The sequence below is a fragment of the Citrobacter sp. Cpo069 genome, assembly GCF_030332785.1.
Classification (GTDB): Bacteria; Pseudomonadota; Gammaproteobacteria; order Enterobacterales; family Enterobacteriaceae; genus Citrobacter; species Citrobacter portucalensis.
This window is the reverse complement of the sequence record NZ_JAOWHD010000042.1, coordinates 429,369-453,886: the sequence shown is the minus strand read 5'-3', so window position 1 is coordinate 453,886 and position 24,518 is coordinate 429,369. Positions and strand designations below refer to the sequence as shown.

The 24,518-nt window shown below is 51.8% G+C and carries 21 protein-coding genes; 11 read left to right on the top strand and 10 right to left on the bottom strand.

Annotated features, from left to right (window positions below):
- Positions 1 to 89 precede the first annotated feature (89 nt).
- Entirely contained in the window at positions 90 to 1,556 is a 1,467-nt protein-coding gene (guaB, locus tag OGY08_RS06625; protein WP_003037756.1) for an IMP dehydrogenase, read from the top strand.
- A gap of 63 nt (positions 1,557 to 1,619) precedes the next feature.
- A complete protein-coding gene (gene guaA / locus OGY08_RS06620) occupies positions 1,620 to 3,197 on the top strand; it encodes a glutamine-hydrolyzing GMP synthase (protein WP_008785448.1) in 1,578 nt (525 codons plus the stop codon).
- Positions 3,198 to 3,318: 121 nt separating this feature from the next.
- Here guaA and mscS read toward each other — a convergent pair whose 3' ends face one another.
- Both mscS and OGY08_RS06610 read right to left on the bottom strand, forming a co-directional pair.
- A complete protein-coding gene (gene mscS / locus OGY08_RS06615) occupies positions 3,319 to 4,197 on the bottom strand; it encodes a small-conductance mechanosensitive channel MscS (protein ID WP_032944199.1) in 879 nt (292 codons plus the stop codon).
- 364 nt (positions 4,198 to 4,561) lie between these two features.
- Entirely contained in the window at positions 4,562 to 4,765 is a 204-nt protein-coding gene (locus tag OGY08_RS06610; RefSeq protein ID WP_008785446.1) for a YfgG family protein, read from the bottom strand.
- Between the two features lie 350 nt (positions 4,766 to 5,115).
- On the opposite strand from OGY08_RS06610, the gene OGY08_RS06605 reads away from it, so the two are divergent.
- Positions 5,116 to 7,386 carry a bifunctional diguanylate cyclase/phosphodiesterase gene (locus OGY08_RS06605; RefSeq protein WP_125363141.1) on the top strand — a complete coding sequence of 757 codons (2,271 nt, stop codon included), beginning with the start codon at positions 5,116 to 5,118 and terminating at the stop codon, positions 7,384 to 7,386.
- On the opposite strand, the gene ppx is transcribed toward OGY08_RS06605, so the two are convergent.
- The 4 genes from ppx to purM all read right to left on the bottom strand — a co-directional run bounded on the left by ppx (position 7,366) and on the right by purM (position 12,870).
- On the bottom strand, positions 7,366 to 8,907 hold the full coding sequence (gene ppx / locus OGY08_RS06600) for an exopolyphosphatase (protein WP_032944195.1): 1,542 nt from the start codon (positions 8,905 to 8,907) through the stop codon (positions 7,366 to 7,368). The two genes, OGY08_RS06605 and ppx, sit on opposite strands and share 21 nt — an antisense overlap.
- Before the next feature lie 4 nt (positions 8,908 to 8,911).
- Positions 8,912 to 10,978, bottom strand: a complete 2,067-nt coding sequence (ppk1, locus tag OGY08_RS06595) for a polyphosphate kinase 1 (protein WP_032944192.1) — start codon at positions 10,976 to 10,978, stop codon at positions 8,912 to 8,914.
- 216 nt (positions 10,979 to 11,194) lie between these two features.
- On the bottom strand, positions 11,195 to 11,836 hold the full coding sequence (purN, locus tag OGY08_RS06590; RefSeq protein ID WP_008785442.1) for a phosphoribosylglycinamide formyltransferase: 642 nt from the start codon (positions 11,834 to 11,836) through the stop codon (positions 11,195 to 11,197).
- Positions 11,833 to 12,870 (bottom strand): phosphoribosylformylglycinamidine cyclo-ligase, encoded by a 1,038-nt coding sequence (purM, locus tag OGY08_RS06585; protein ID WP_020996702.1) that lies wholly within the window; start codon positions 12,868 to 12,870, stop codon positions 11,833 to 11,835. The genes purN and purM overlap by 4 nt, the downstream gene beginning before the upstream one ends.
- Positions 12,871 to 13,165: 295 nt before the next feature.
- Between purM and OGY08_RS06580 the strand changes: the two genes are divergently transcribed.
- The 4 genes from OGY08_RS06580 to OGY08_RS06565 all read left to right on the top strand — a co-directional run bounded on the left by OGY08_RS06580 (position 13,166) and on the right by OGY08_RS06565 (position 17,589).
- Entirely contained in the window at positions 13,166 to 14,596 is a 1,431-nt protein-coding gene (locus tag OGY08_RS06580) for a 6-phospho-beta-glucosidase (protein WP_057066941.1), read from the top strand.
- Positions 14,597 to 14,779: 183 nt separating this feature from the next.
- Positions 14,780 to 15,406 carry a uracil phosphoribosyltransferase gene (upp, locus tag OGY08_RS06575; protein WP_003835110.1) on the top strand — a complete coding sequence of 209 codons (627 nt, stop codon included), beginning with the start codon at positions 14,780 to 14,782 and terminating at the stop codon, positions 15,404 to 15,406.
- Positions 15,407 to 15,502: 96 nt separating this feature from the next.
- Complete coding sequence (gene uraA / locus OGY08_RS06570; protein ID WP_003835107.1) at positions 15,503 to 16,792, top strand: uracil permease; 1,290 nt, start codon at positions 15,503 to 15,505, stop codon at positions 16,790 to 16,792.
- 95 nt (positions 16,793 to 16,887) lie between these two features.
- Positions 16,888 to 17,589 (top strand): DnaA inactivator Hda, encoded by a 702-nt coding sequence (locus tag OGY08_RS06565; RefSeq protein ID WP_211924219.1) that lies wholly within the window; start codon positions 16,888 to 16,890, stop codon positions 17,587 to 17,589.
- 35 nt (positions 17,590 to 17,624) lie between these two features.
- On the opposite strand, the gene arsC is transcribed toward OGY08_RS06565, so the two are convergent.
- Positions 17,625 to 17,984, bottom strand: a complete 360-nt coding sequence (gene arsC / locus OGY08_RS06560) for an arsenate reductase (glutaredoxin) (RefSeq protein ID WP_003037937.1) — start codon at positions 17,982 to 17,984, stop codon at positions 17,625 to 17,627.
- A gap of 123 nt (positions 17,985 to 18,107) precedes the next feature.
- Positions 18,108 to 19,571, bottom strand: a complete 1,464-nt coding sequence (gene bepA / locus OGY08_RS06555) for a beta-barrel assembly-enhancing protease (protein ID WP_125363143.1) — start codon at positions 19,569 to 19,571, stop codon at positions 18,108 to 18,110.
- A 226-nt stretch (positions 19,572 to 19,797) separates the two neighbouring features.
- Here bepA and OGY08_RS06550 point away from each other — a divergent pair, with 226 nt between their 5' ends.
- From OGY08_RS06550 to iadA, 4 genes are all read left to right on the top strand, one after another.
- A complete protein-coding gene (locus OGY08_RS06550) occupies positions 19,798 to 20,862 on the top strand; it encodes an AI-2E family transporter (protein ID WP_003037941.1) in 1,065 nt (354 codons plus the stop codon).
- Between the two features lie 166 nt (positions 20,863 to 21,028).
- Positions 21,029 to 21,688: a nucleoside recognition domain-containing protein gene (locus tag OGY08_RS06545; RefSeq protein ID WP_032944189.1), complete on the top strand. Its 660-nt coding sequence runs from the start codon at positions 21,029 to 21,031 to the stop codon at positions 21,686 to 21,688.
- A 1-nt stretch (position 21,689) separates the two neighbouring features.
- A complete protein-coding gene (locus OGY08_RS06540) occupies positions 21,690 to 22,151 on the top strand; it encodes a YjiG family protein (protein WP_003835099.1) in 462 nt (153 codons plus the stop codon).
- Positions 22,152 to 22,162: 11 nt separating this feature from the next.
- Positions 22,163 to 23,326 carry a beta-aspartyl-peptidase gene (gene iadA / locus OGY08_RS06535; protein ID WP_008785436.1) on the top strand — a complete coding sequence of 388 codons (1,164 nt, stop codon included), beginning with the start codon at positions 22,163 to 22,165 and terminating at the stop codon, positions 23,324 to 23,326.
- A 107-nt stretch (positions 23,327 to 23,433) separates the two neighbouring features.
- Here iadA and bcp read toward each other — a convergent pair whose 3' ends face one another.
- Both bcp and OGY08_RS06525 read right to left on the bottom strand, forming a co-directional pair.
- Positions 23,434 to 23,904 carry a thioredoxin-dependent thiol peroxidase gene (bcp, locus tag OGY08_RS06530; RefSeq protein ID WP_003835095.1) on the bottom strand — a complete coding sequence of 157 codons (471 nt, stop codon included), beginning with the start codon at positions 23,902 to 23,904 and terminating at the stop codon, positions 23,434 to 23,436.
- Complete coding sequence (locus OGY08_RS06525; RefSeq protein WP_003037954.1) at positions 23,904 to 24,476, bottom strand: glycine cleavage system transcriptional repressor; 573 nt, start codon at positions 24,474 to 24,476, stop codon at positions 23,904 to 23,906. The genes bcp and OGY08_RS06525 overlap by 1 nt, the downstream gene beginning before the upstream one ends.
- Between the last annotated feature and the right edge of the window lie 42 nt (positions 24,477 to 24,518).

Here is a 24,518-nt window from a genome sequence, read left to right as displayed (position 1 = left end):
TTTTTTTGCAAAAAAGTGTGGATGCAATCGGTTACGCTCTGTATAATGCCGCGGCAATATTTAATAACCTCCCAGGTGAGATATTGCCCATGCTACGTATCGCAAAAGAAGCCCTGACGTTTGACGACGTCCTCCTCGTTCCCGCTCATTCTACCGTTCTGCCGAATACTGCTGACCTCAGCACCCAGTTGACGAAAACCATTCGCCTGAACATTCCTATGCTCTCCGCAGCAATGGACACCGTGACGGAAGCGCGCCTGGCAATTGCCCTGGCCCAGGAAGGCGGCATCGGTTTTATCCACAAAAACATGTCCATCGAGCGCCAGGCTGAAGAAGTTCGCCGCGTGAAGAAACACGAATCTGGCGTGGTAACTGACCCACAGACCGTACTACCAACCACTACTCTGCGCGAAGTGAAAGAACTGACCGAGCGTAACGGCTTTGCTGGCTACCCGGTAGTGACTGAAGATAACGAACTGGTCGGCATCATCACCGGCCGTGACGTGCGTTTTGTGACTGACCTGAACCAGCCGGTTAGCGTATATATGACGCCAAAAGAGCGTCTGGTGACCGTTCGTGAAGGCGAAGCGCGCGATGTCGTTTTTGCCAAAATGCACGAAAAACGCGTTGAGAAAGCGCTGGTTGTTGATGACAGCTTCCACCTGCTCGGCATGATCACCGTAAAAGATTTCCAGAAAGCAGAACGTAAACCTAACGCCTGTAAAGACGAGCATGGTCGTCTGCGCGTTGGTGCAGCGGTAGGTGCTGGCGCAGGTAACGAAGAGCGTGTAGACGCGCTGGTTGCCGCTGGCGTAGACGTTCTGCTGATTGACTCCTCTCACGGCCACTCTGAAGGCGTTCTGCAGCGTATCCGTGAAACTCGCGCTAAATATCCTGACCTGCAGATCATCGGCGGTAACGTTGCTACGGGCGCAGGTGCTCGCGCGCTTGCTGAAGCTGGCTGCAGCGCAGTTAAAGTGGGTATCGGCCCTGGCTCCATCTGTACTACCCGTATCGTGACCGGCGTCGGTGTTCCGCAGATCACTGCCGTTTCTGATGCCGTTGAAGCGCTGGAAGGCACCGGTATTCCGGTTATCGCCGACGGCGGTATTCGTTTCTCCGGCGACATCGCTAAAGCGATTGCTGCTGGTGCTGCCGCAGTGATGGTTGGCTCCATGCTGGCGGGTACTGAAGAATCCCCGGGCGAAATCGAACTGTACCAGGGCCGTTCTTACAAATCTTACCGCGGTATGGGTTCTCTGGGCGCGATGTCCAAAGGGTCTTCTGACCGTTACTTCCAGAGCGATAACGCTGCTGACAAACTGGTCCCGGAAGGTATCGAAGGTCGCGTTGCCTATAAAGGTCGCCTGAAAGAGATCATTCACCAGCAGATGGGCGGCCTGCGCTCCTGTATGGGTCTGACCGGCTGTGGTACTATCGACGCGCTGCGAACGAAAGCAGAGTTTGTACGCATCAGCGGTGCGGGTATTCAGGAAAGTCACGTTCACGATGTGACCATCACCAAAGAGTCCCCTAACTACCGCATGGGCTCCTGATAAGTTTCCGCGCCCGGCTATATGCCGGGCGAATTTGTTTCACTTGCCTCGGAATTAGCGTCAATGACAGACAATATTCATAAACATCGCATTCTCATCCTCGATTTCGGCTCGCAGTACACTCAGTTGGTTGCACGTCGCGTACGTGAACTGGGCGTCTACTGTGAACTGTGGGCATGGGATGTTACGGAAGCACAAATTCGCGAATTCAACCCAAGCGGTATCATTCTTTCCGGTGGTCCGGAAAGTACCACCGAAGAAAACAGCCCGCGTGCGCCGGAATACGTTTTCAATGCGGGCGTGCCGGTGTTCGGCGTGTGCTACGGCATGCAGACCATGGCAATGCAGCTCGGTGGTCATGTTGAAGGTTCTAACGAACGCGAATTCGGCTATGCGCAGGTTGAAGTTCAGACCGACAGCGCGCTTGTCCGCGGTATTGAAGACTCCCTGACCGCAGACGGCAAACCGCTGCTGGACGTGTGGATGAGCCACGGCGACAAAGTGACCGCCATTCCGGAAGGTTTCGTGACCGTTGCCAGCACCGACAGCTGCCCGTTCGCTATCATGGCGCACGAAGAAAAACGCTTCTACGGCGTGCAGTTCCACCCGGAAGTTACCCATACCCGTCAGGGCATGCGCATGCTGGAGCGTTTTGTGCGCGACATCTGCCAGTGTGAAGCGCTGTGGACGCCGGCAAAAATTATCGATGACGCCGTTGCCCGCATTCGTGAGCAGGTTGGCAATGATAAAGTTATCCTCGGTCTGTCCGGCGGCGTTGACTCTTCCGTGACCGCGATGCTGCTGCACCGTGCAATCGGCAAAAACCTGACCTGCGTGTTTGTCGACAACGGTCTGCTGCGTCTCAACGAAGCTCAGCAGGTGATGGATATGTTCGGCGACCACTTTGGCCTGAACATCGTTCACGTGGAAGGCGAAAAGCGTTTCCTGGACGCGCTGAAAGGCGAGAACGACCCAGAAGCTAAACGTAAAATCATTGGCCGCGTATTCGTGGAAGTATTCGATGAAGAAGCGCTGAAGCTGGAAGACGTTAAGTGGCTGGCGCAGGGCACCATCTACCCGGACGTGATCGAATCCGCGGCATCTGCCACCGGCAAAGCGCACGTTATCAAATCTCACCACAACGTGGGCGGTTTGCCGAAAGAGATGAAGATGGGTCTGGTTGAGCCGCTGCGTGAGCTGTTCAAAGACGAAGTGCGTAAGATTGGTCTGGAGCTGGGCCTGCCGTACGACATGCTGTACCGTCACCCGTTCCCGGGACCGGGTCTGGGCGTGCGTGTGCTTGGCGAAGTGAAGAAAGAGTACTGCGACCTGCTGCGTCGCGCGGATGCTATCTTCATTGAAGAGCTGCACAAAGCTGACCTGTACAACAAGGTAAGCCAGGCGTTCACCGTGTTCCTGCCGGTTCGTTCCGTTGGTGTGATGGGCGATGGCCGCAAATACGACTGGGTTGTTTCCCTGCGTGCGGTCGAAACCATCGACTTTATGACCGCGCACTGGGCACACCTGCCGTATGACTTCTTAGGCCGCGTCTCTAACCGCATTATCAACGAAGTGAACGGTATTTCCCGCGTGGTGTATGACATCAGCGGTAAGCCGCCAGCTACGATTGAGTGGGAATAATATCCCTTTCCGTTAGCGGTTTTTGAACCGGTAATATGCAGAAAACCCTCTGTTTACAGAGGGTTTTTTATTGCACGCATTTCAGCAAATACTTCAGGCGCATGTTCTGCAGGAAAGTACGCTAATCGACCAGTTGCAGCTGAGACTGTTGCTGAGGTGCGACATGCTGAATACGCACATCCATCTGTGGATAGGGTAGGTCGATGTGGTTGGCGTCCAGCGCCTCTTTAATGTTTTCCAGCAGATCGTAATAGGTGTTCCAGTATTCGATATTGGGAACCCATACGCGCACGTAAAAATTCAACGCTGAAGCGCCCAGTTCGCCCAGACGAACGGTTACCCCACGTTGCTTATCGATGCGGCTGTCCTGCTCGATAATGTGATTAATAACTTGCTTAACCTCTGCAATCCGACTCTGATAACCCACACCAATCACCAGATCGATACGACGAAAAGGGTGACGGGAATAGTTAATGATGTTGTCAGCGATGATCTTACCGTTTGGAATCACCACTTCTTTGCTGTCCGCGGTTAGCAGGGTGGTGGAGAAGATGTGCACCTTTTCTACTGTTCCGGTGACTGCACCAATCTGCACTACTTCTCCGGCGCGAAAAGGCCGCAGGGAAACCAACAGCACGCCAGCGGCAAAGTTGGAAAGCGAGCTTTGTAACGCGAGGCCAATGGCCAGTCCGGCGGCACCGATGACGGCAATAATGGAGGATGTTTCAATACCGATGCGACCTAATGCGGCGACGACGGAAAAGGCGAGGGTAATGTAACGTACCAGCGCGGTGAAGAACTGAATGATCGTTCTGTCGACTTTACGTTTAAGCAGTAACTTTTCCAGCCCACGAGAGAGCAGACGAGCGATAAATTTACCGATAAACAATAAGATCACGGCGGCAACGATATTCCAGCCGAATTGAATGACAGCATCGCTGTGCCCGGCGATCCACTCAAGGCCGCTTCTTATTTTCGGGAATAATAAAAAACCACTCATAGTATTACCCTGTAGTATTTAAAAATGATAACAATTCAAATAACTATTTAATTTTCATGCGAAATATAAATGCTTGCGTCAGTGATATTTGCTGGTGATATTAATTAGCATTTATTTGAGCACTGTTTGTCTTTTTATGTCCGCTAAACCGGAACGTAAAAATCAGCGCGAATGGTGCGGTGAAGTGGGATGAAAAGATTGTGCATTTGTGCGAAAAATACGGCCGATTATCTGATAATTAAGCGGGAGAGGGGGGATATGTGTAAAGTTTCGTCACTCAAATCCCTTACCGGATGGTTAAATGTCAGGCGATTAGCCATCCGGTAAGGAATCTTAATGCTGGGGGTATCACAGGCGCGAGCGATCAATGTTCGTCGGTTTGTGCAGGAGCTGTCTGTTGCGGCTGAGTGGTCTGCTGAGATTCTTTTTTGTCCTGGTGGTGATGCCACGCACCAATGGCGGAGTAGACGAAGCGTCCGAAGAAGAAGAGAAAGCTGATAAGCAGTACGATCCGGATCATGCGACTGTTAAATCGGTGTCGTTTGCGTAGGCTGGTAACCTGGCTCACAAAAGGTTCCTTGTAGTGTACCCAACTGAGGGCGATACTCACATTAAGGCACACTGAGAGGGAATGGTCAATTCTTCCTTATGTAAAATTGCTTCAGTTGTTTTATCTTCTTATGTTATGGAAATTAATATTATTATTTGCATGAATAATGTATTAACGATAAAAAATAATGAAAAGAGTAATAATTGATGAATGAGGGGCATGTTTTTTGATATGTATCAAGCATCACACTTTGCTGACAACTAAAATCGATGAATCATTGTGATGTATTTTACTTTATCGTTTTAAGGTCAGGTGGGATGCCTGTCTGAATACCCCCTACAGGATGTGTGGGATTCTACTGAGCATCTATGAAACTCAATAAAAATTATATTGGTATCAGAGATAGATGGTGGGCATTACCTCTCATCTTACCTTCTTTGTTGTTGCCTATATTGAGCACTGCCACCACCTATGCCCATATTAGTACGGGGACCGTAATTCTTTTCTACCTGCCGTTAGCGCTGATGATTAGCCTGATGCTTTTTTTTGGCTGGGCGGCATTGCCAGGTATTATCATTTCCATTATCTGGTACAAATATCCGCAGGTCGGGTTATTTGAAACACTTTCAATAATTTCGCACTTTATAGTTACAATCGTGCTTAGCTGGGGAGGATATAAAGTATTTTCTCCTCGACGAAACAACGTTTCCCACGGCGATTCTCACCTGATGTTTCAGCGTATGTTCTGGCAGGTCTTCTGCCCGGCAACGCTGTTTCTGATACTCTTCCAGTTTGCTGCATTTGTGGGTGTTTATGAAAGCAAATCCGGCATGGTGGGCGTTATGCCCTTCAATACAGGCACATTGATCAACTATCAGTCCATACTCGCGGGGAATCTTGTAGGTGTGCCGCTGTGTTATTTCATCATTCGAACAATTCGCAACCCCTTGCATCTGAGAGGCTATTTTTCTCAGTTAAAGCAGCAGTTTGATACCAAAGTGACTAAAACAGAGTTTGCGGTCTGGTTGATTATATTGACTGTGCTAATGGCAATGTTGTGTATGCCGCTTAATGAACAAAGCTCAATATTTAGCACGAATTATACCTTATCACTGTTACTTCCCGTCATGTTGTGGGGGGCAATGCGTTACGGTTATAGATTTATTTCGGTGATATGGGCGGTCGTACTTATTACCGCAATTCATTATTATCAGCGCTATATGCCATGGTATTCGGGTTACGATACGCAGCTTGCCATTACCTCATCAAGTTATCTGGTTTTTTCCTTCATCGTGAATTTCATTGCTGTCCTGGCAACGCGTCAACGTTTTGTTACCCGGCGCAACCATCGCCTGGCCTTCTTTGACCCTATGGTGCATATTCCGAATTTGCGCGCTTTGAACCGGGATTTGAAAAACGCGCCATGGTCAGTGCTTTGCTTTTTGGGTGTTCCGGGCATGGAGCTGCTGGTGAAAAATTACGGCATTATGCTGCGTATCCAGTACAAGCAAAAACTGGCTCAGTGGATAACACCGTTGCTTGAACAGGATGAGCATGTCTATCAATTGTCAGGTAATGATTTAATCCTGCGTTTTAACACTGAGCTACACCAGGAACGCATTGAAGCACTGGACAGGCATATCAAGCAGTTTCGTTTTGTCTGGGACGGAATGCCTTTGCAACCGCAGGTTGGGATCAGCTTTTGCTATGTCCGTTCTCCTGTTAACCATATCTATTTGTTGCTGGGAGAGTTAAGTACCATTGCCGAATTATCGCTGGCAACCAATTCACCAGAGAATTTGCAGCGGCGTGGTGTGATGCACCTGCAACGCGACCTGAAAGATAAAGTTGCGATGATGAACCGTATTCAGCAGGCGCTGGAGAACAATCGCTTTTTCCTGAAGGCGCAGCCGATTTTTGGCGTGCGTGGCGACGTTTATCACGAAATCCTGCTGCGGCTTGAGGGGGATGACGGTGAAACTATCGCCCCTGATAGCTTCTTGCCGGTAGCCCATGAGTTTGGTTTGTCCTCCCGTATCGATCTGTGGGTGATTGAAAATACGTTGAAATTTATGGCGCAGAATCGGGAAAAAATGCCCGCCCACCGGTTTGCTATCAACTTATCACCCACCTCAGTATGTCGCGCGCGACTTCCTAATGACATCAATCAGTTACTGAATAAGTACAAGGTTGAAGCATGGCAACTTATCTTTGAAGTGACGGAAAGCAATGCCTTGACCAATGCGGAACAGGCACAGGCAACGTTGCTGCAGCTGCAATCACTGGGCTGTCAGATTGCGATTGATGATTTTGGTACTGGGTATGCCAGCTATGCGCGGCTGAAAAATGTGAATGCCGATATCCTGAAAATTGACGGTAGCTTTATTCGCAATATTGTTTCGAACAGCCTCGACTACCAAATCGTGGCCTCTATTTGCCATCTTGCGCGGATGAAAAGAATGCTGGTGGTTGCGGAGTACGTCGAAAGCGAAGAAATACGCAGTGCGGTGATTTCGCTGGGGATTGATTACATGCAGGGGTATCTGATTGGTGAGCCACTGCCGTTGAATGAAACGCTGGAAAAGCAGGTGCCAGATGAACTGACACCTGCTGAGATCTTATGCGGCGATATCGGGTGAGCTCTCTTCTTCAATTTTGAGTCGCCAGCCTGTTACGGCTTCCCAGTATTGCTGCTCTTTCTCCAGATCGAGCAGCACCAGCGCATTTTGGCTAAACCAGTCATGCGGGAAGCGTAAGGTCCAGTGGCTGTCGTCGGTTATCAGGGTCAAAGTCGGCGGTGTGGTGGTCGCCTGACGCTGATTATTCAACAGCACGCCCAGGCGCAGCAGCTGAATTAACGGCAGAAACTGTTTCTTCTTAAACAGCGTAAAGCGGGGCAAGTCGTCGAGCTTAATCGCTTTGCGATGATAACGAACTAATGTTGCCATCATCAGCTGTTGTTCCTGATTGAAACCAGGAAGATCGCTGTTTTGTAAGATATACGCAGAGTGGCGATGCAAACCGCTGTGGTTAATGTTCAGCCCAACCTCATGCAGCATTGCTGCCCAACGCAGTAACGCTTCCAGTTGGGGATTGGCCAGCTTTGGCTGCTGCGTATGCCACTGGTCGTACATTTGCATCGTCGTTTCTAGTACGCGCCGGGCCTGTTCGCTGTCAATGTTGTACTGGTTCGCCAGGCTGCTGGCGGTACGGCTGCGAACGTCCTGGTGGCGAAAACGGCCTTCCATCTCGTACAACACGCCTTCACGTAACGCACCATCAGAAAGGCGAAGTTCGCGAATAGCTAACGCGTCAAAAACGCCGCACAGAATCGCGAGTCCGGGTACAAACACTGCTTTTCTTTCTTCTGACAACCCCGGCAAGCTGAGCGCATCAAATGACGCGTGCTTCAACACTTCAGATGTCAGCTTGTCCAGACGTTCGGGGGTGATAAAACCGTCTTTTTCACCCATCTCCAGCAGCACTTCATGGGCTGCTTTAATGGTGCCCGATGCGCCCAGCGCAACGTTCCAGCCCTGAATGCGAAACTGCCAGGTTAAGGTTTCGAGCTTTTGCGCAGCCGCCATGCGGGCACGCTGGAAGTTTTCGCGGTTAATTACACCGCGCGGGAAATACATCTGGGCAAAGCTGACGCAACCCATACGGCGGCTTTCGACCAGTTTAGGCTCGAAATCTTCTCCGATCACCAGTTCTGTTGAGCCGCCGCCGATATCGATAACCAGCTTGCGACCTTTTTCCGGCTGCGTATGTTCAACGCCCATAAAGATCAATCGGGCTTCTTCGTTGCCGGAAATAATCTCAATTGGGTAGGGGATGACTTTTTCCGCTCGCTTGAGAAAATCAGTCGCATTCAGTGCCTGACGCAAAGTATGGGTTCCCACGATACATACGCTTGATGGAGGAAACCCCTGCAAACGTTCGGCGAACAGTGATAAACAGCTTAGCCCGCGCTCCATGGCCTCTTCGCTCAGCTTGTTATCTTCGCCGAGGCCATCCGCCAGATGTACGCGTTGTTTCAGTCGCCCAATAATTTGCATTGCGCCATCAACCACGCGGGCAATGACCATATGGAAACTGTTTGAACCAAGGTCGACCGCAGCAAATTCTTGCGGTCGTGGAGTCTTGTCGTGTATTGGCATATCTTTAGTCAGGTTGCTCGAGTGATTTGATGTAATCGTAAATCGCCAATTGTGACTGAACCTTACGGCGGTTTCCGCGCGGTACGTAGCGATTACTCAGTTCTTTATCAATAAAGCGGGCTTTCACCGTGTCGCTGAACAGGATATCGATAATATCCAGCACGCGTTGCTTAAGGCGCGGGTCAAGAAGTGGTGTGGCAACTTCGATACGATAGTCGATGTTTCTTGTCATCCAGTCAGCGGAGGAGAGATACACCTGCTTGTCACCCCCGTTCTCGAAGATATAGACCCGGTCATGTTCAAGATAGCGATCAACGATGCTGATAACGCGAATATTGTCGCTGATACCTTCCAGATTCGGAATCAAAGAACACATACCACGAATCAACAAATTGACCGGCACACCTGAGCTTGAGGCCGCATAGAGGCGGTCAACCAGACCTTTATCGACCAGGTTATTCAGTTTTAGCGTAATGCCGGAAGGCAGTCCTTGCTGCGCGTTGGCGATCTCTTTGTCGATCATCGCGTACAGCAGACGACGTGAGTTCTGCGGGGAAACCAGCAGATAATCGAACGTCACCGGGCGATACGGGTTCTCGATGAAGTTAAACACCCGACGCACTTCGTTGGTAATGCGCGAATCGGCAGTTAGCAACGAGTAGTCGGTATACAGGCGTGCCGTTTTTTCGTTGAAGTTCCCCGTCCCGATATGCGCATAGCGCACGACTTCATCACCTTCTTTACGCGAGATAAGGAACAGTTTGGCGTGAATTTTCAGGCCTGGCGCGGAGAAGATGACGTGAACGCCTGCTTCGGTAAGACGCTTGGCCCAATGGATGTTGGCTTCTTCATCGAAGCGGGCCTGCAATTCCACCACCACGGTGACTTTCTTACCGTTGTGCGCGGCATGGATCATTGAATCTATGATGCGTGAATCTTTTGCCACACGGTAGATGTTGATCTTTATAGCCAGCACGCTCGGGTCGAAAGAGGCCTGGCGCAGCAGTTCAAGAACGTGCTCAAAGGTGTGATAGGGGTAATACAGCAGCACGTCGCGTTCACGAACGGCGTCAAAGCCGTTACGAAACTTCTCGTTGTCGAACCAGATATGGCGCAGACGCGGCAGCGGTTTGTTCACCAGGTTAGCTTTACCAACGTTGGGGAAGTTAATAAAGTCTTTGAAGTTATGGTAACGCCCGCCGGGAACAATCGAGTCGTAGCGAGAAATCGTCAGTTTTTCACGCAGTACCTCGACCAGCGCGTTGGGCATGTCACGCTGATAGACAAAACGTACAGGTTCTGCGGTCAGACGCTGTTTCAGGCTGGATGACATCAGCTCCATCAGGCTCGATTCCATCTCGTGCACCAAATCGTATTCGGCGTCACGGGTCATTTTCATCGAATAGGCGTTCAGTGCGTCGTAATCAAAGAACCCTTTGAAAATGTCGTCAAGGCAGTAACGTAATATGTTGTCCAGCAGGATCATCGGTTTGCGACGGCGTGGGGTTTCCGGCGGCAGATTCACAAAACGAGGAACCTTGTCGGAAGGAATTTCCAGCAGCGCGTAGCGGATCGTATCGCCACGGATTATTTCTACCGCCAGATAGGTGTAGTCATCTTTCAAAAACTGGACTAAATCCGTCTCGCGGTTAATCAGGATCGGCGTGATGTGCTGGCGAAGATATTGCTTGAAGTAATGACGCAACCAGCTTTGCTGATTGACCGACAACTGGCGTTCGTTGATTAAGAAAATCTGATTGCGCGCCATTTCCAACAGCAACTCGTTGTACAGGCCGTCAAATTCCTGATCGGCTTTTAATACGCGGGCCTGGATTTTGCCTAACAAATGGCGGGAGTGAGAGTTTGAACCCTGTTCTTCGCTAATAATGATTCGGCGCTTCAGTTCGGCAAAACGAACCTTATAAAACTCGTCGAGGTTATTGGAATAGATGCCTAAGAAACGCATCCGTTCGATCAACGGGTTTGACTTATCAGCAGCTTCCTGGAGTACACGTTCGTTGAACGCTAACCAGCTGAGTTCTTTCTCGATGTATAGCTTTTCCTGACCCATTACCACTTTTACTCCGTTTCATTCACGGGACACTACCGATTTATTATGGCGAGCATTGCTCTCAGATGTCCAACTGTGCCAGAAAAATATGACAATAAACCGTCTGATAGCAAAGAGAAAGGGGGAGCGTAGATGAATACCGGTGGTATTAACCGGAAAAGGTAGTTATGCCTGTAAGCCGGATGGTGACATTCGGCTTACAGGTTGGTTTTTTTATTATTCGTCGGCGGCGTAGCCTTGTGGAGGCAAACGAACGCCATCCAGCCATGCAGCGTTATCACGCATCTTCAGGCGACCGTCGATAAACCAGCTTACCACCAGCGGGTAAATGGTATGTTCCTGAGCCTGAACCCGTGCCGTGACGTCATCTTCGCTGTCGCCTTCAAATACTGGGACTTTGGCCTGGAGAATGACCGGTCCGCCGTCCAACTCATCCGTCACGAAATGGACTGAGGTACCATGTTCTTCATCGCCGTTTTCCAGTACCTGGCGGTGCGTATGCAGGCCGGGATACTTCGGCAATAAAGACGGGTGGATATTCAGCAATCGTTCAGCATAGTGAGCGACAAACGCCGGGCTGAGGATACGCATATAACCGGCCAGCACCACGACATCGGGTGCATAGGCGTCAATCTCTTGTATCAGTTGGCGGTCGAATGCTTCGCGACTGGCAAACTGGGCGGCTTCCAGCGAGTGTGCCGGAATATTCGCTTCGCGTGCGCGCTCAAGGCCGAACGCATCGGCCTTGTTACTGAATACTGCACGTATGGTGCCATTGATTTTTTTCTGTTCGCAGGCGTCGATTATCGCCTGCAAATTACTTCCGTTGCCGGAAATGAGCACCACGATGTTTTTCATTCAATGACCACACGCTGTTCGGAATCAGAAGCTTTGATGATACCGATTTTCCATGCGTTTTCACCTTTCTCATTGAGCAAAGCAAGGGCTTTGTCCACTTCCGGAGCTGGCAGGGCGATAACCATACCTACACCGCAGTTAAAGGTGCGATACATCTCATGCTGGCTGACGTTACCCGCCGTTTGCAGCCAGTTGAAGACGGCTGGCCACTGCCATGAAGATTCGTCGATCACTGCCTGCGTGTTGTCTGGCAGAACGCGTGGAATATTTTCCCAGAAGCCGCCGCCGGTCAGGTGGGCAATGGCGTGCACATCAACCTTCTCGATCAGTTCCAGAATGGATTTCACGTAAATGCGGGTAGGGGCCAGTAAGTGATCGGCCAGCGGCTTGCCTTCAAGCTCGGTGGTTTCTGGGTCACAACCGCTGACTTCTACAATTTTACGCACCAGAGAGTAGCCGTTGGAGTGCGGGCCGCTGGAGCCGAGCGCAATCAGTACGTCACCGTCAGCCACTTTTGAACCGTCGATAATCTCTGATTTTTCGACGACGCCAACGCAGAAACCTGCCACGTCGTAATCTTCGCCGTGGTACATCCCCGGCATTTCAGCTGTTTCCCCACCGACCAGCGCACAGCCAGACTGCAGGCAGCCTTCGGCAATCCCGTTAATGACGCTGGCTGCGGTGTCCACATCCAGTTTGCCGGTTGCATAGTAGTCGAGGAAGAACAGCGGCTCAGCGCCCTGAACCACGAGGTCGTTGACGCACATTGCGACGAGGTCAATGCCGATAGTGTCGTGGCGTTTCAGATCCATCGCCAGACGCAGTTTTGTACCAACGCCATCAGTGCCGGAAACCAGTACCGGTTCACGATATTTTTGCGGCAATGCGCACAGCGCGCCGAAGCCACCCAGACCACCCATAACTTCCGGACGACGAGTTTTCTTTACTACGCCTTTGATTCGATCAACCAGAGCATTACCTGCATCAATATCAACACCGGCATCTTTGTAGCTAAGAGAGGTTTTATCGGTCACTGCCTGCTTCCCCACATGTTTACTTGCAGTAAAAGTTAAATTCGGCGCAATTCTAACAGGGAAAGCAAACGTTTGCGAGCCTGCTCTGCATCAAGTTTTATCTGCTGGTTTTTTCAGCATTTTACAATCATTTATCTATTTGTTTGAGCTGCGCCACGAAAATAAAACCGGGTACAGTCTTGTGCTTGAATCCTGTTAGCCGAATGCACAGTATCGTACTGAAACCGGTTTCTGTTTTCTGTTGCGGACCTCATCAACAGCGTTTTGCGCAGAGTCATCACGATAGGGGAAGGGTATGTCAGGATTTAAAGCAGATTTCATGTGGGGTGGTGCTGTCGCTGCTCATCAACTGGAAGGTGGCTGGCAGGAGGGCGGAAAAGGCGTCAGCGTTGCTGATGTCATGGCCGCGGGAGCGCATGGGGTGGCGCGTGAAATTACCGACGGTGTGATTGCCGGTAAAAATTACCCTAACCATGAGGCCATCGATTTTTATCATCGCTATAAAGACGACATAAAGCTGTTTGCCGAAATGGGGTTTAAATGTTTTCGCACCTCTATTGCCTGGACACGTATTTTCCCCTTAGGCGATGAAGAACAACCCAATGAAGCTGGCCTACAGTTCTATGATGACCTGTTTGACGAATGCCTGAAATACGGCATTGAGCCGGTGATTACGCTGTCGCATTTTGAGATGCCTTACCATCTGGTGACGGAGTACGGCGGCTGGCGCAACCGCAAGCTTATCGATTTCTTTGTCCGTTTTGCCAGGGTGGTATTCACTCGTTACCAGCACAAAGTGAAGTACTGGATGACGTTTAATGAGATTAACAACCAGGCAAATTATCACGAAGATTTCGCGCCCTTTACTAACTCAGGTCTGAAATACCAGCCCGGCGAGGACCGCGAGCCGGTCATGTACCAGGCGGCGCACTATGAGCTGGTGGCAAGCGCGCTGGCGGTAAAGGTTGCGCGTGAGATTAACCCGGAATTACAGATAGGGTGCATGATTGCCATGTGTCCTATCTATCCGCTGACCTGCGCGCCAGACGATATGATGATGGCGATGAATGCCATGCACCGGCGTTACTGGTTTACTGACGTCCATGTGCGCGGCAAATACCCGCGGCATCTTCTCAACTACTTTGCCCGTCGTGGCTTTGAACTGGATATCACCGAGGAAGACCGTCAGGCGCTGACCGAGGGCTGCGTTGATTACATCGGCTTTAGCTATTATATGTCTTTCGCGACCCAGGCAACGGCGGACAACCCACAACTGGATTACGATGAGTCGAAAAGCCTGGTTTCCAACCCGTACGTGCAGAAATCTGACTGGGGCTGGCAGATTGATCCGGTTGGCCTGCGTTATTCACTGAACTGGTTCTGGGATCATTATCAGCTGCCACTATTTATTGTGGAGAATGGATTTGGCGCCATTGATGTGCGCGAGGACGATGGTACAGTTAACGACCAGTACCGTATCGACTACCTTGCCGCCCACATACGTGAGATGAAAAAAGCGGTGGTGGAAGATGGCGTGGATCTGATGGGATATACCCCGTGGGGCTGCATTGATTTAGTCTCTGCCGGGACAGGGGAGATGAAAAAACGCTACGGGTTTATCTATGTCGATAAAAATAATGACGGTAGCGGGACATTAACGCGCTCACCTAAAAAATCTTTTTCGTGGTATCAAAAAGTCATCCAGACCAATGCTGAATATCTTTGAAATTCATAGCATTGACAGCAAGCCCCACCATCAGTGCGGGGCTTGTTTTATACTCATCATTCAGACGCAAATGACTTTGGTTGATCCATATCAAGCGTATGCAGTGTTGCGCCAGAGAGGAAAAGCGGTATAATCCGGCGATTTTTTTTGTGGTTGCCATTCGTCTGAGGAAAGGAGAAGAGTATGAAGATCGTGGAAGTCAAACACCCACTCGTCAAACACAAGCTGGGACTGATGCGTGAAAACGACATCAGCACTAAACGCTTTCGTGAACTCGCCTCGGAAGTTGGCAGTCTGCTGACTTATGAAGCAACCGCTGGTCTGGAAACCGAAAAGGTGACCATTGAAGGCTGGAACGGTCCAGTTGAAGTTGACCAAATCAAAGGCAAAAAAATCACCGTTGTGCCTATCCTGCGTGCGGGCCTGGGCATGATGGAAGGCGTTCTGGAAAACGTTCCGAGCGCGCGTATCAGCGTTGTTGGTATGTACCGTAACGAAGAGACGCTGGAGCCGGTTCCGTATTTCCAGAAGCTGGTTTCTAACATCGATGAGCGTATGGCGCTGATCGTTGACCCAATGCTGGCAACCGGCGGCTCTGTTATCGCCACTATCGATCTGCTGAAAAATGCAGGCTGCACCAGCATTAAAGTGCTGGTCCTGGTTGCGGCACCGGAAGGTATCGCGGCACTGGAAAAAGCGCACCCGGATGTGGAGCTGTACACCGCCTCCATCGATCAGGGACTGAACGAGCACGGATACATTATTCCGGGGCTCGGCGATGCCGGCGATAAGATTTTTGGTACTAAGTAAACGAATAAGTGAAAAGAAGCCGACTTTAAGAGTCGGCTTTTTTTTGAATAAAACAACCCAATGGCTAATAACAAACAACACTCAGAGGAAAACACTATGACGCGCCGTGCTATCGGGGTGAGTGAAAGACCGCCGCTTTTACAGACAATCCCGCTTAGTTTGCAGCACCTGTTCGCCATGTTTGGCGCAACGGTACTGGTGCCAGTCCTGTTCCACATCAACCCGGCTACCGTTCTGCTGTTTAACGGCATTGGTACGTTGCTGTATCTCTTTATTTGTAAGGGTAAAATTCCCGCATATCTGGGTTCCAGCTTTGCCTTTATTTCCCCGGTACTGCTGCTGCTGCCGTTAGGGTATGAAGTGGCGCTGGGCGGTTTCATTATGTGTGGCGTCCTGTTCTGCCTGGTTTCTTTCATTGTTAAGAAGGCAGGAACCGGCTGGCTGGATGTCATGTTCCCGCCTGCGGCGATGGGCGCAATCGTTGCCGTCATCGGTCTGGAGCTGGCTGGCGTTGCTGCGGGTATGGCGGGGTTACTGCCTGCTGAGGGGCAATTACCGGATTCAAAAACCATCATCATTTCTATGGTGACGCTGGCGGTAACGGTCTTTGGTTCCGTATTGTTCCGCGGTTTTATGGCGATTATCCCGATTCTGATCGGGGTGCTGGCCGGTTATGCGCTTTCCTTCGTGATGGGCGTTGTGGACACTACGCCGATTGCGCAGGCCCACTGGTTCGCGCTGCCGACGTTCTACACGCCGCGTTTTGAATGGGTTGCCATTCTGACCATCCTGCCAGCGGCGCTGGTGGTCATCGCCGAACACGTCGGGCATCTGGTGGTGACGGCGAATATCGTGAAAAAAGATTTGATTCGCGATCCTGGCCTGCATCGTTCTATGTTTGCCAACGGTCTGTCTACGGTAATCTCTGGTTTCTTCGGCTCTACGCCGAACACCACGTACGGCGAAAACATCGGCGTAATGGCGATCACCCGCGTTTACAGTACCTGGGTTATCGGCGGTGCGGCAATTTTCGCCATTCTGCTCTCCTGCGTGGGTAAACTGGCGGCGGCGATCCAAATCATTCCACTGCCGGTGATGGGCGGCGTATCGCTGCTGCTGTACGGTGTGATTGGCGCTTCTGGTATTCGCGTACTGATCGAGTCGAAGGTTGACTATAACAAGGCGCAGAACCTGATCCTGACCTCGGTTATTTTGATCATCGGCGTAAGTGGCGCGAAAGTTCACATCGGTGCCGCAGAGCTGAAAGGCATGGCACTGGCGACCATCGTTGGTGTCTGTCTGAGCCTGATTTTCAAAGTTATCAGCCTGCTGCGTCCGGAAGAAGTCGTGCTTGACGCGAAAGATGCAGACAGTCCGCAACAGTAAATCTCTGACCGGGCGGCAGCGCTGCCCGGTTCTATCGCGACGTATTTCTGTGTTAAACTCAACGCGATTTTATGAAATCCTGGGTTGAGGTATCTCTGAACACACCGGCACAGCTCTCTTTGCCACTTTATCTTCCTGACGACGAAACTTTCGCAAGTTTCTGGCCGGGGGATAACTCCTCTTTACTGGCTGCACTGCAAAACGTGCTGCGTCAGGAACATAGCGGGTATATTTATCTCTGGTCGCGTGAAGGCGCTGGCCGTAGTCATTTGCTGCATGCAGCCTGTGCGGAACTGTCCGCGCGCGGCGATGCGGTAGGCTACGTGCCGCTCGACAAACGCACCTGGTTCGTCCCCGAGGTGCTCGACGGGATGGAGCATTTATCGCTGGTTTGCATTGATAACATCGAATGTGTGGCCGGTGATTCGCTGTGGGAAATGGCGATCTTTGATCTCTACAACCGTATCCTGGAGTCGGGGAAAACGCGTTTGCTGATCACCGGCGATCGTCCGCCAAGACAGCTGAATCTGGGGTTGCCGGATCTCGCCTCACGCCTGGACTGGGGGCAAATCTACAAGCTACAACCGCTTTCCGATGAAGATAAGCTGCAGGCGTTGCAATTACGCGCCAGACTTCGTGGATTTGAACTGCCGGAAGATGTGGGACGTTTTCTGCTGAAGCGTCTGGATCGTGAAATGCGAACGCTGTTTATGACGTTGGATCAGTTAGATCATGCGTCGATCACCGCCCAGCGTAAGCTGACCATTCCGTTCGTAAAAGAAATTCTGAAGCTGTAAGCGCCGCAGCCGAGAAGACTGCGGCAGGTTGCAGGTTAACCGACGATTTCCAGTACCTGCTCAGGCGGGCGTCCAATTCGAGCCTGACCTTTGGCAACCACAATCGGGCGCTCCATCAGTTTCGGGTTTTCCACCATTGCCTGAATCAGCGCATCTTCACTCAGATTTTTGTCCGCCAGGTTAAGCGATTTATAGAGATCCTCTTTCTGGCGCATCAGTTCACGCGCGCTGGACATACCGAGCATTTGCAGCAGTTCGCGCAGGGTTGCTGCGTCAGCCGGCGTTTCCAGATACAACACCACTTCCGGGTCCACGCCGTTGGACTTCAGTAATTCCAGCGTTTCACGGCTCTTGGAGCAGCGTGGGTTATGGTAGATTTTAATCGCGTCTGACATGACTTCTCCTTGCATAACAATACTGCCGGATGGCGGCCAAAAGACCTTATCCGGCCTACATATTGCGTCTGACGTAGGCCGGATAAGACGCGACAGCGTCGCCATCCGGCAAGGGTTCGATAATTACATTTTCGTGTACGGTTTAAAGCGTTCTTGCAGCTGGCGTAGCTGGTCAATACGGGCATCGTATCTGGCCTGCTGCTGGCTACCCAGTTTCACCTGAGAGCTTGCGCTGCTGAGCATCGAAATAGCCTGATCCAGACGTCCCGCGAGGGCATACCCCTCCGCGCGCGCCGCCAGCTCCTGATCGCGGTTGCTCAGGTTGGCTTCTGTTTGCGCTAACAGATCCCAGCCGTTAGGGTCATCTTTATGGTTAAACGTATAGCGATTCAGGATGGTCGCCGCCTCTTTGGCTTGTCCACCCTGTAAATAGGCATTCGCCAGGTTGAGCTGCAGAACCGGGTTAGTGCGCAGGTCGCGGGCGTTTTTCAGGCGGTTAATGGCATCACTGGTTTTCTTCTGGCCGAGATCGATATCTGTTGCCAGGTCGAGATACCAGGTATTGTTAGGATCCGCCGCCAGCAGCGGTTGCAGCGCTTTACGCGCCTCGTCGTATTTACTGGCTTCCATCGCCTGCAATGCCCGGCCATACTGGGCCGCACGTTGCTCACGTACGTTGCCTTTCGACCAGCTACTCAGCAGGTCATCGGTCAACTGGTTACGACCAGAGTTGTACATGCCTAAGGTTCGTGCCTTAGCCAGATAAAAATCTTCTGACGACTGGACGACCACCGGGCGCATCTGGTTGGCGCGGTTACGGGCATCAGACAGACGGCTTTCCGGCAGGGGGTGAGTCAGCAAAATTTCCGGCGGACGCGAAGAGTAACGAGCCTGGTCGAGCAGTTTTTCCAGGAACGTTGGCATGGCCTGGGGATCGAATCCCGAGCGTTGCAGCACCTGAATACCGATGCGGTCTGCTTCCTGTTCGTTTTGCTGCGTAAAGCTGATCATTCCCTGACGTGTACCCGCCAGCGTACCGGTCAGCGCCGCCATACCCGCCTGCGGGCTGGCCATTGCTAATAAAATTGAACCTAATGCGCCAACCCACGTTAGCGGTGCGCTGCGTTTCTGATCTTCCATGGCACGCGCCAGGTGACGCTGTGTAACGTGGGAAATTTCGTGCGCCATAACCGATGCCAGCTGGCTTTCGTTGTCGGAATAGCGGAATAGTGCGGAGTGCAGGACAACGTTGCCGCCAAAGAAAGCAAAGGCGTTGATTTCATCGTTGTTAATCAAAAAGAAGGTGAAGGGCGTTTTTACCGAGTCGGCGTGCGAGACCAGACGCATCCCCAGCGCATTAATGTATTGGGTGAGCAATGGATCGTTAATTAATGGCGCACTGCCGCGCAGTTGGCGTACGTAATAATCGCCCATCTGCATTTCCTGTCCTATGGAAAGCGTACTGCCTGCCGACGTTCCCATATCAGGCAGGGTGTCCGCAGTATCAGCAAATGCGGGCGCAACCTGACCGATAGTCAGTGCGGCAATGAGGGTAGCAACCAGGTTTTTTTTCAACTGCCTGAACATAACCTCTGTCCTGTATTCTTTTTTGAGATAGCCATTTGACCGATGCTGTGAAGTATCGTTCACACTCCGCAAGCTTACGGAGTGTAACTGCGAAACCTGACGATGAACACCCAGGAAAAATGTCTTTTCACTTTGCGTAATCAGCCATAAAAAGCGAAGTCTTTTTTGTGACATTTCGATACAATTCGGGATCGCAATCCCGCTATTGGGTTCATGGAAGGGTTTTATGCTCGAAATGTTGATGCAATGGTATCGTCGCCGCTTTAGCGACCCCGAAGCCATCGCCCTGCTGATTATTCTTGTTGCCGGTTTTGGCATCCTGTTTTTCTTTAGCGGTCTTTTGGCGCCGCTGCTGGTCGCCATTGTGCTGGCGTACCTGCTTGAATGGCCGACAGTGCGGCTGGAACATATTGGGTGTTCACGGCGTTGGGCGACATCGATTGTGCTGGTGGTATTTGTCGGTATTTTACTGCTGATGGCCTTTGTGGTGATGCCCGTTGCGTGGCAGCAGGGAATTTACCTGATCCGCGACATGCCCGGCATGCTCAATAAATTGTCTGATTTTGCCGCCACCTTGCCACGACGTTACCCGGCGCTGATGGATGCGGGCATCATTGATGCGATGGCGGAAAATATGCGCTCGCGAATGCTCACCATGGGCGATTCGGTGGTGAAATATTCGCTGGCCTCACTGGTCGGTTTGCTGACGCTGGCGGTTTACCTGGTTCTCGTCCCATTGATGGTGTTCTTTCTGATCAAAGATAAAGGACAGATGCTGAACGCCGTGCGCCGGGTGCTGCCGCGTAACCGCGGGCTGGCGGGGCAGGTATGGAAAGAGATGAATCAGCAAATCACCAACTATATCCGCGGGAAGGTGCTGGAAATGGTGGTGGTCGGCGTAGCAACCTGGCTCGGCTTCCTGCTGTTTGGTCTCAACTATTCGCTGCTGCTGGCGGTGCTGGTCGGGTTCTCTGTGCTGATCCCGTATATCGGCGCTTTTGTGGTGACGATTCCGGTGGTTGGCGTGGCGCTGTTCCAGTTCGGGCTTGGCACCGAGTTCTGGAGCTGTTTTGCTGTGTACCTGATAATCCAGGCACTGGACGGCAATTTGCTGGTTCCCGTGTTGTTCTCCGAGGCGGTCAATCTGCATCCACTGGTGATTATTCTCTCCGTGGTGATTTTCGGCGGTCTGTGGGGATTCTGGGGCGTATTCTTTGCGATTCCTCTGGCGACGTTAATCAAAGCGGTAATGCATGCCTGGCCGGATGGTCAGGTCGTTGACGAACCCTAATCTGCAAGATCCGGCGATATCATGTCGCCGGATCTGAACTTGTCTGACCTCTATCCACACTTTCTGAATAATCTCTTCTGCTGTCGTTTTTCTCCGCGTTTGTCTTTAACTTGACCATCGTGATGTCTTTTAGTCACACAAGGATTAAGGCCAACAGGAGAACAAAATGGGTCACAGCACACACACGCAGCAAAAGGTGGGATGGGGCGGTTATCTCGCTTTTTTTATTACGATTATTCTTTTTTCCGGCATGTTTGCGAAAAGTACCGAATGGTGGCGGGTCTTTGACTTCACCGTCCTCAACGGTGCGTTTGGGCAGATTAATGCTGCGGGCGACACGGCAGTCTCTTTTCGTGGCACTGGGGGGATGGGGGCAAAAGACGGCTTCTTATTCGCGCTTGAACTGGCGCCTTCCGTCATTCTTTCGCTCGGGATTATTTCCGTCACCGAAGGGTTGGGTGGGTTGCGCGCGGCACAACAGCTGATGACGCCGGTCCTGCGTCCGTTACTGGGCATTCCGGGTATTTGTTCGCTGGCGTTGATTGCGAATTTGCAAAATACCGATGCCGCGGCAGGGATGACCAAAGAAATGGCGGAAGAGGGCATTATCACAGAGCAGGAACGCGCTATTTTTGCCTGCTGGCAAACCAGCGGCAGCGCGTGCATTACCAACTATTTTTCTTCTGGCGCAGCGCTGTTTACGATGGTGACCGTTCCGGTGATTACGCCGCTGGCTGTGATCCTTGTCTTCAAATTTGTGGGCGCGAACCTGTTGCGTGTATGGATCGCGCAGCTGGAAAATCGCCGTATGCAGCAGGAGGCGTGAGATGACAACACAGGTACGTAAAAACGTCATGGATATGTTTATCGATGGCGCACGGCGCGGGTTTACCATTGCAACAACCAGTCTGTTGCCTAACGTGGTGATGGCGTTTGTGATTATTCAGGCGCTGAAGGTGACAGGGCTGCTCGAGGTTGTAGGGCGGGTATGCGAGCCGGTAATGGCGCTGTGGGGGCTACCGGGGGAATCTGCCACTGTGCTGCTGGCAGCGGTGATGAGTATGGGAGGCGGTGTCGGCGTGTGCGCCAGCCTGGTTGTCGCCGGCACGCTTTCGGGACATGATGCCACGGTGTTGTTACCGGCTATCTACCTGATGGGAAATCCGGTGCAAAATGTGGGCCGTTGTCTGGGGACCGCGGGGGTTCATCCTCGTTATTATCCGCTAATTATTGCGGTATGCGTCATTAATGCGCTGCTCTCTATTTGGGTTATGCAGGTTATTGCCTGACAAGGAAGGTTATGAACTGTTCAATTCTTGATTTGACGTTGTTCCAGCAGGGACACGTGTATGCGCCGGAAGATTTAGGGCGACAGGATATACTGGTCTCCGGCAGCAAAATTGTTGCCATCGCCCCGTCAATTTCTCCTGAAGACTTTCCCGGTTGCGAGTGTATCAATCTTGACGGCGCGATTGTATGCCCAGGATTTATCGATCAACACGTCCATCTTATTGGCGGCGGTGGGGAAGCGGGGCCGCATACCCGCACGCCGGAAGTGCGCTTGTCACGGCTGGTTGAAGCTGGCGTCACGTCGGTGGTGGGTTTGCTGGGGACCGATGGCATTACCCGTCACCCGGAATCGCTGCTGGCAAAAACCCGCGCGCTGGAGTTTGAAGGCATCAGCGCATGGATGCTGACCGGGGCGTATTCTCTGCCTTCCCCGACTATCACCGGCAGTATCGATCGCGATGTGGCGCTGATTGATAAAGTTATTGGTGTGAAATGTGCGGTTTCGGACCATCGTTCTTCAGCCCCGGATACCTCGGCGCTGGCAAATATGGCGGCGCAGTCGCGCGTCGGCGGGTTGTTGGGGCGCAAACCAGGGATCAGCGTTTTCCATATGGGCGACAGCCCGCGCATGCTGGAACCGTTGTACCAGATCCTCGACTGCTGCGATGTGCCGATTACTAAACTGTTGCCGACACACGTTAACCGTGCGGAACCGTTGTTCCAGGCGGCGCTGGAGTATGCCCGTAAAGGCGGTTATATCGACATTACCAGCAGCATTGATGAGCCCGTCGACCCGGCCACGGCTATCGCCACGGCGCTGCGCCAGAACGTGCCGCTGTCGCGCATTACCCTTAGTTCGGATGGCAACGGCAGCCAGCCGGAATTTGATGAGCTTGGCAATCTCACCGGCATCGGTGTCGCGGGGTTTGAATCACTGGCTGAGACGGTGCGCCAGTTGGTGAAGGTTCATGCCATACCGCTGGAACAGGCGCTGTGTCCGCTGACGCGTACGGTCGCAGAATTTTTGGCACTGGAGCATAAAGGGCGTCTGGCGGTGGGATGCGATGCGGACATTCTGGTGCTCAACGACGCGCTGGAAGTTCATCACCTGTGGGCGAAGGGAAAAGCCGTAGTCAGGGAGCAGAAAGCGTGTGTGAAAGGGACGTTTGAGTAACCGGGCGGTCATCTGCCGGATGTCGACGCTAACGCGTCTTATCCGGCCTACGTGCGTGCATTTGTAGGCCGGATAAGGCGTTCACGCCGCCACCCGGCATTTCACGGTCAGGCGTTCTCTTTCAGCCAATTCATTACCACGTCGTGGTGGTTGCTGGTTTTGAAGTCATCAAACACATGCTCAATTTTCCCTTCGGCATCAATCAGGAAGCTGATGCGGTGGATGCCATCGTAGGTTTTGCCCATAAATGACTTCTCACCCCAGACACCGAACTGCTCGCAAACCTGATGATCTTCATCGGACAGGAGCGTGAAATTCAGGACTTCTTTCTCCGCGAATCGGGAAAGCTTCTCTGGTTTGTCGGTGCTGATCCCCAGCACTTCAACACCCGCTTTTTTTAACTCATCCATGTTATCGCGCAGGCCGCAGGCCTGTACGGTACAGCCGGGTGTCATGGCTTTCGGGTAAAAATAAACCAGAACACGCTGTCCCTGGAAGTCGGTTAAATTTACTTGTTCTCCGTCTTGATCCGGCAAGCTAAATTTCGGTGCGATATCACCGGCTTTCAGTGGGTTCATTACTTAACTCCATCCTGTTCATCATGCTGTGAGTAATTGACGACGTTAATACTGCCTTGCGCATTGAGTTCTGTACAGAGTGCTTTAAACGCATCTTCAATATTTGCCGAATCATGTGACGCAGGACTATGTGCGGTAATTTGAATAAACAACTGCGCCGCCTTTCCATTCTCAGCCGGTTGCGTGCGTGAAACCAGTTCCGCAATATTCATTTGGTGGCTGTCAAACAGAGCGGTGAAGCGTTCAATCAAATGGGGAGAATCAGGGACATCGACCTGCACCCATACCGTAGCAGGCATTGCCGGACGGGGGCGCGCGGTCGTGCGCTTCATCACAATGAGTAAATCCAGCTCTGCGCCTTTTAATGGCAGGGTTGATTCAATCAGGGTGATGGCATTCCAGGTGCCCGACAGCAACATGATAAACGTGAACTCATCACCCAGCATGGCCAGTCGGCTGTCTTCGATATTACAGCCGCAACTGCTGACATGACGCGTGATGGTGTTCACAATTCCTGGGCGATCGGCACCCAGCGCAGTAATGACCAGATAGTGTTGCGATGACGATGTCAAACCTGTTCTTCCTTTGAGCGGTGAGGTAATCATAAGGAAAGC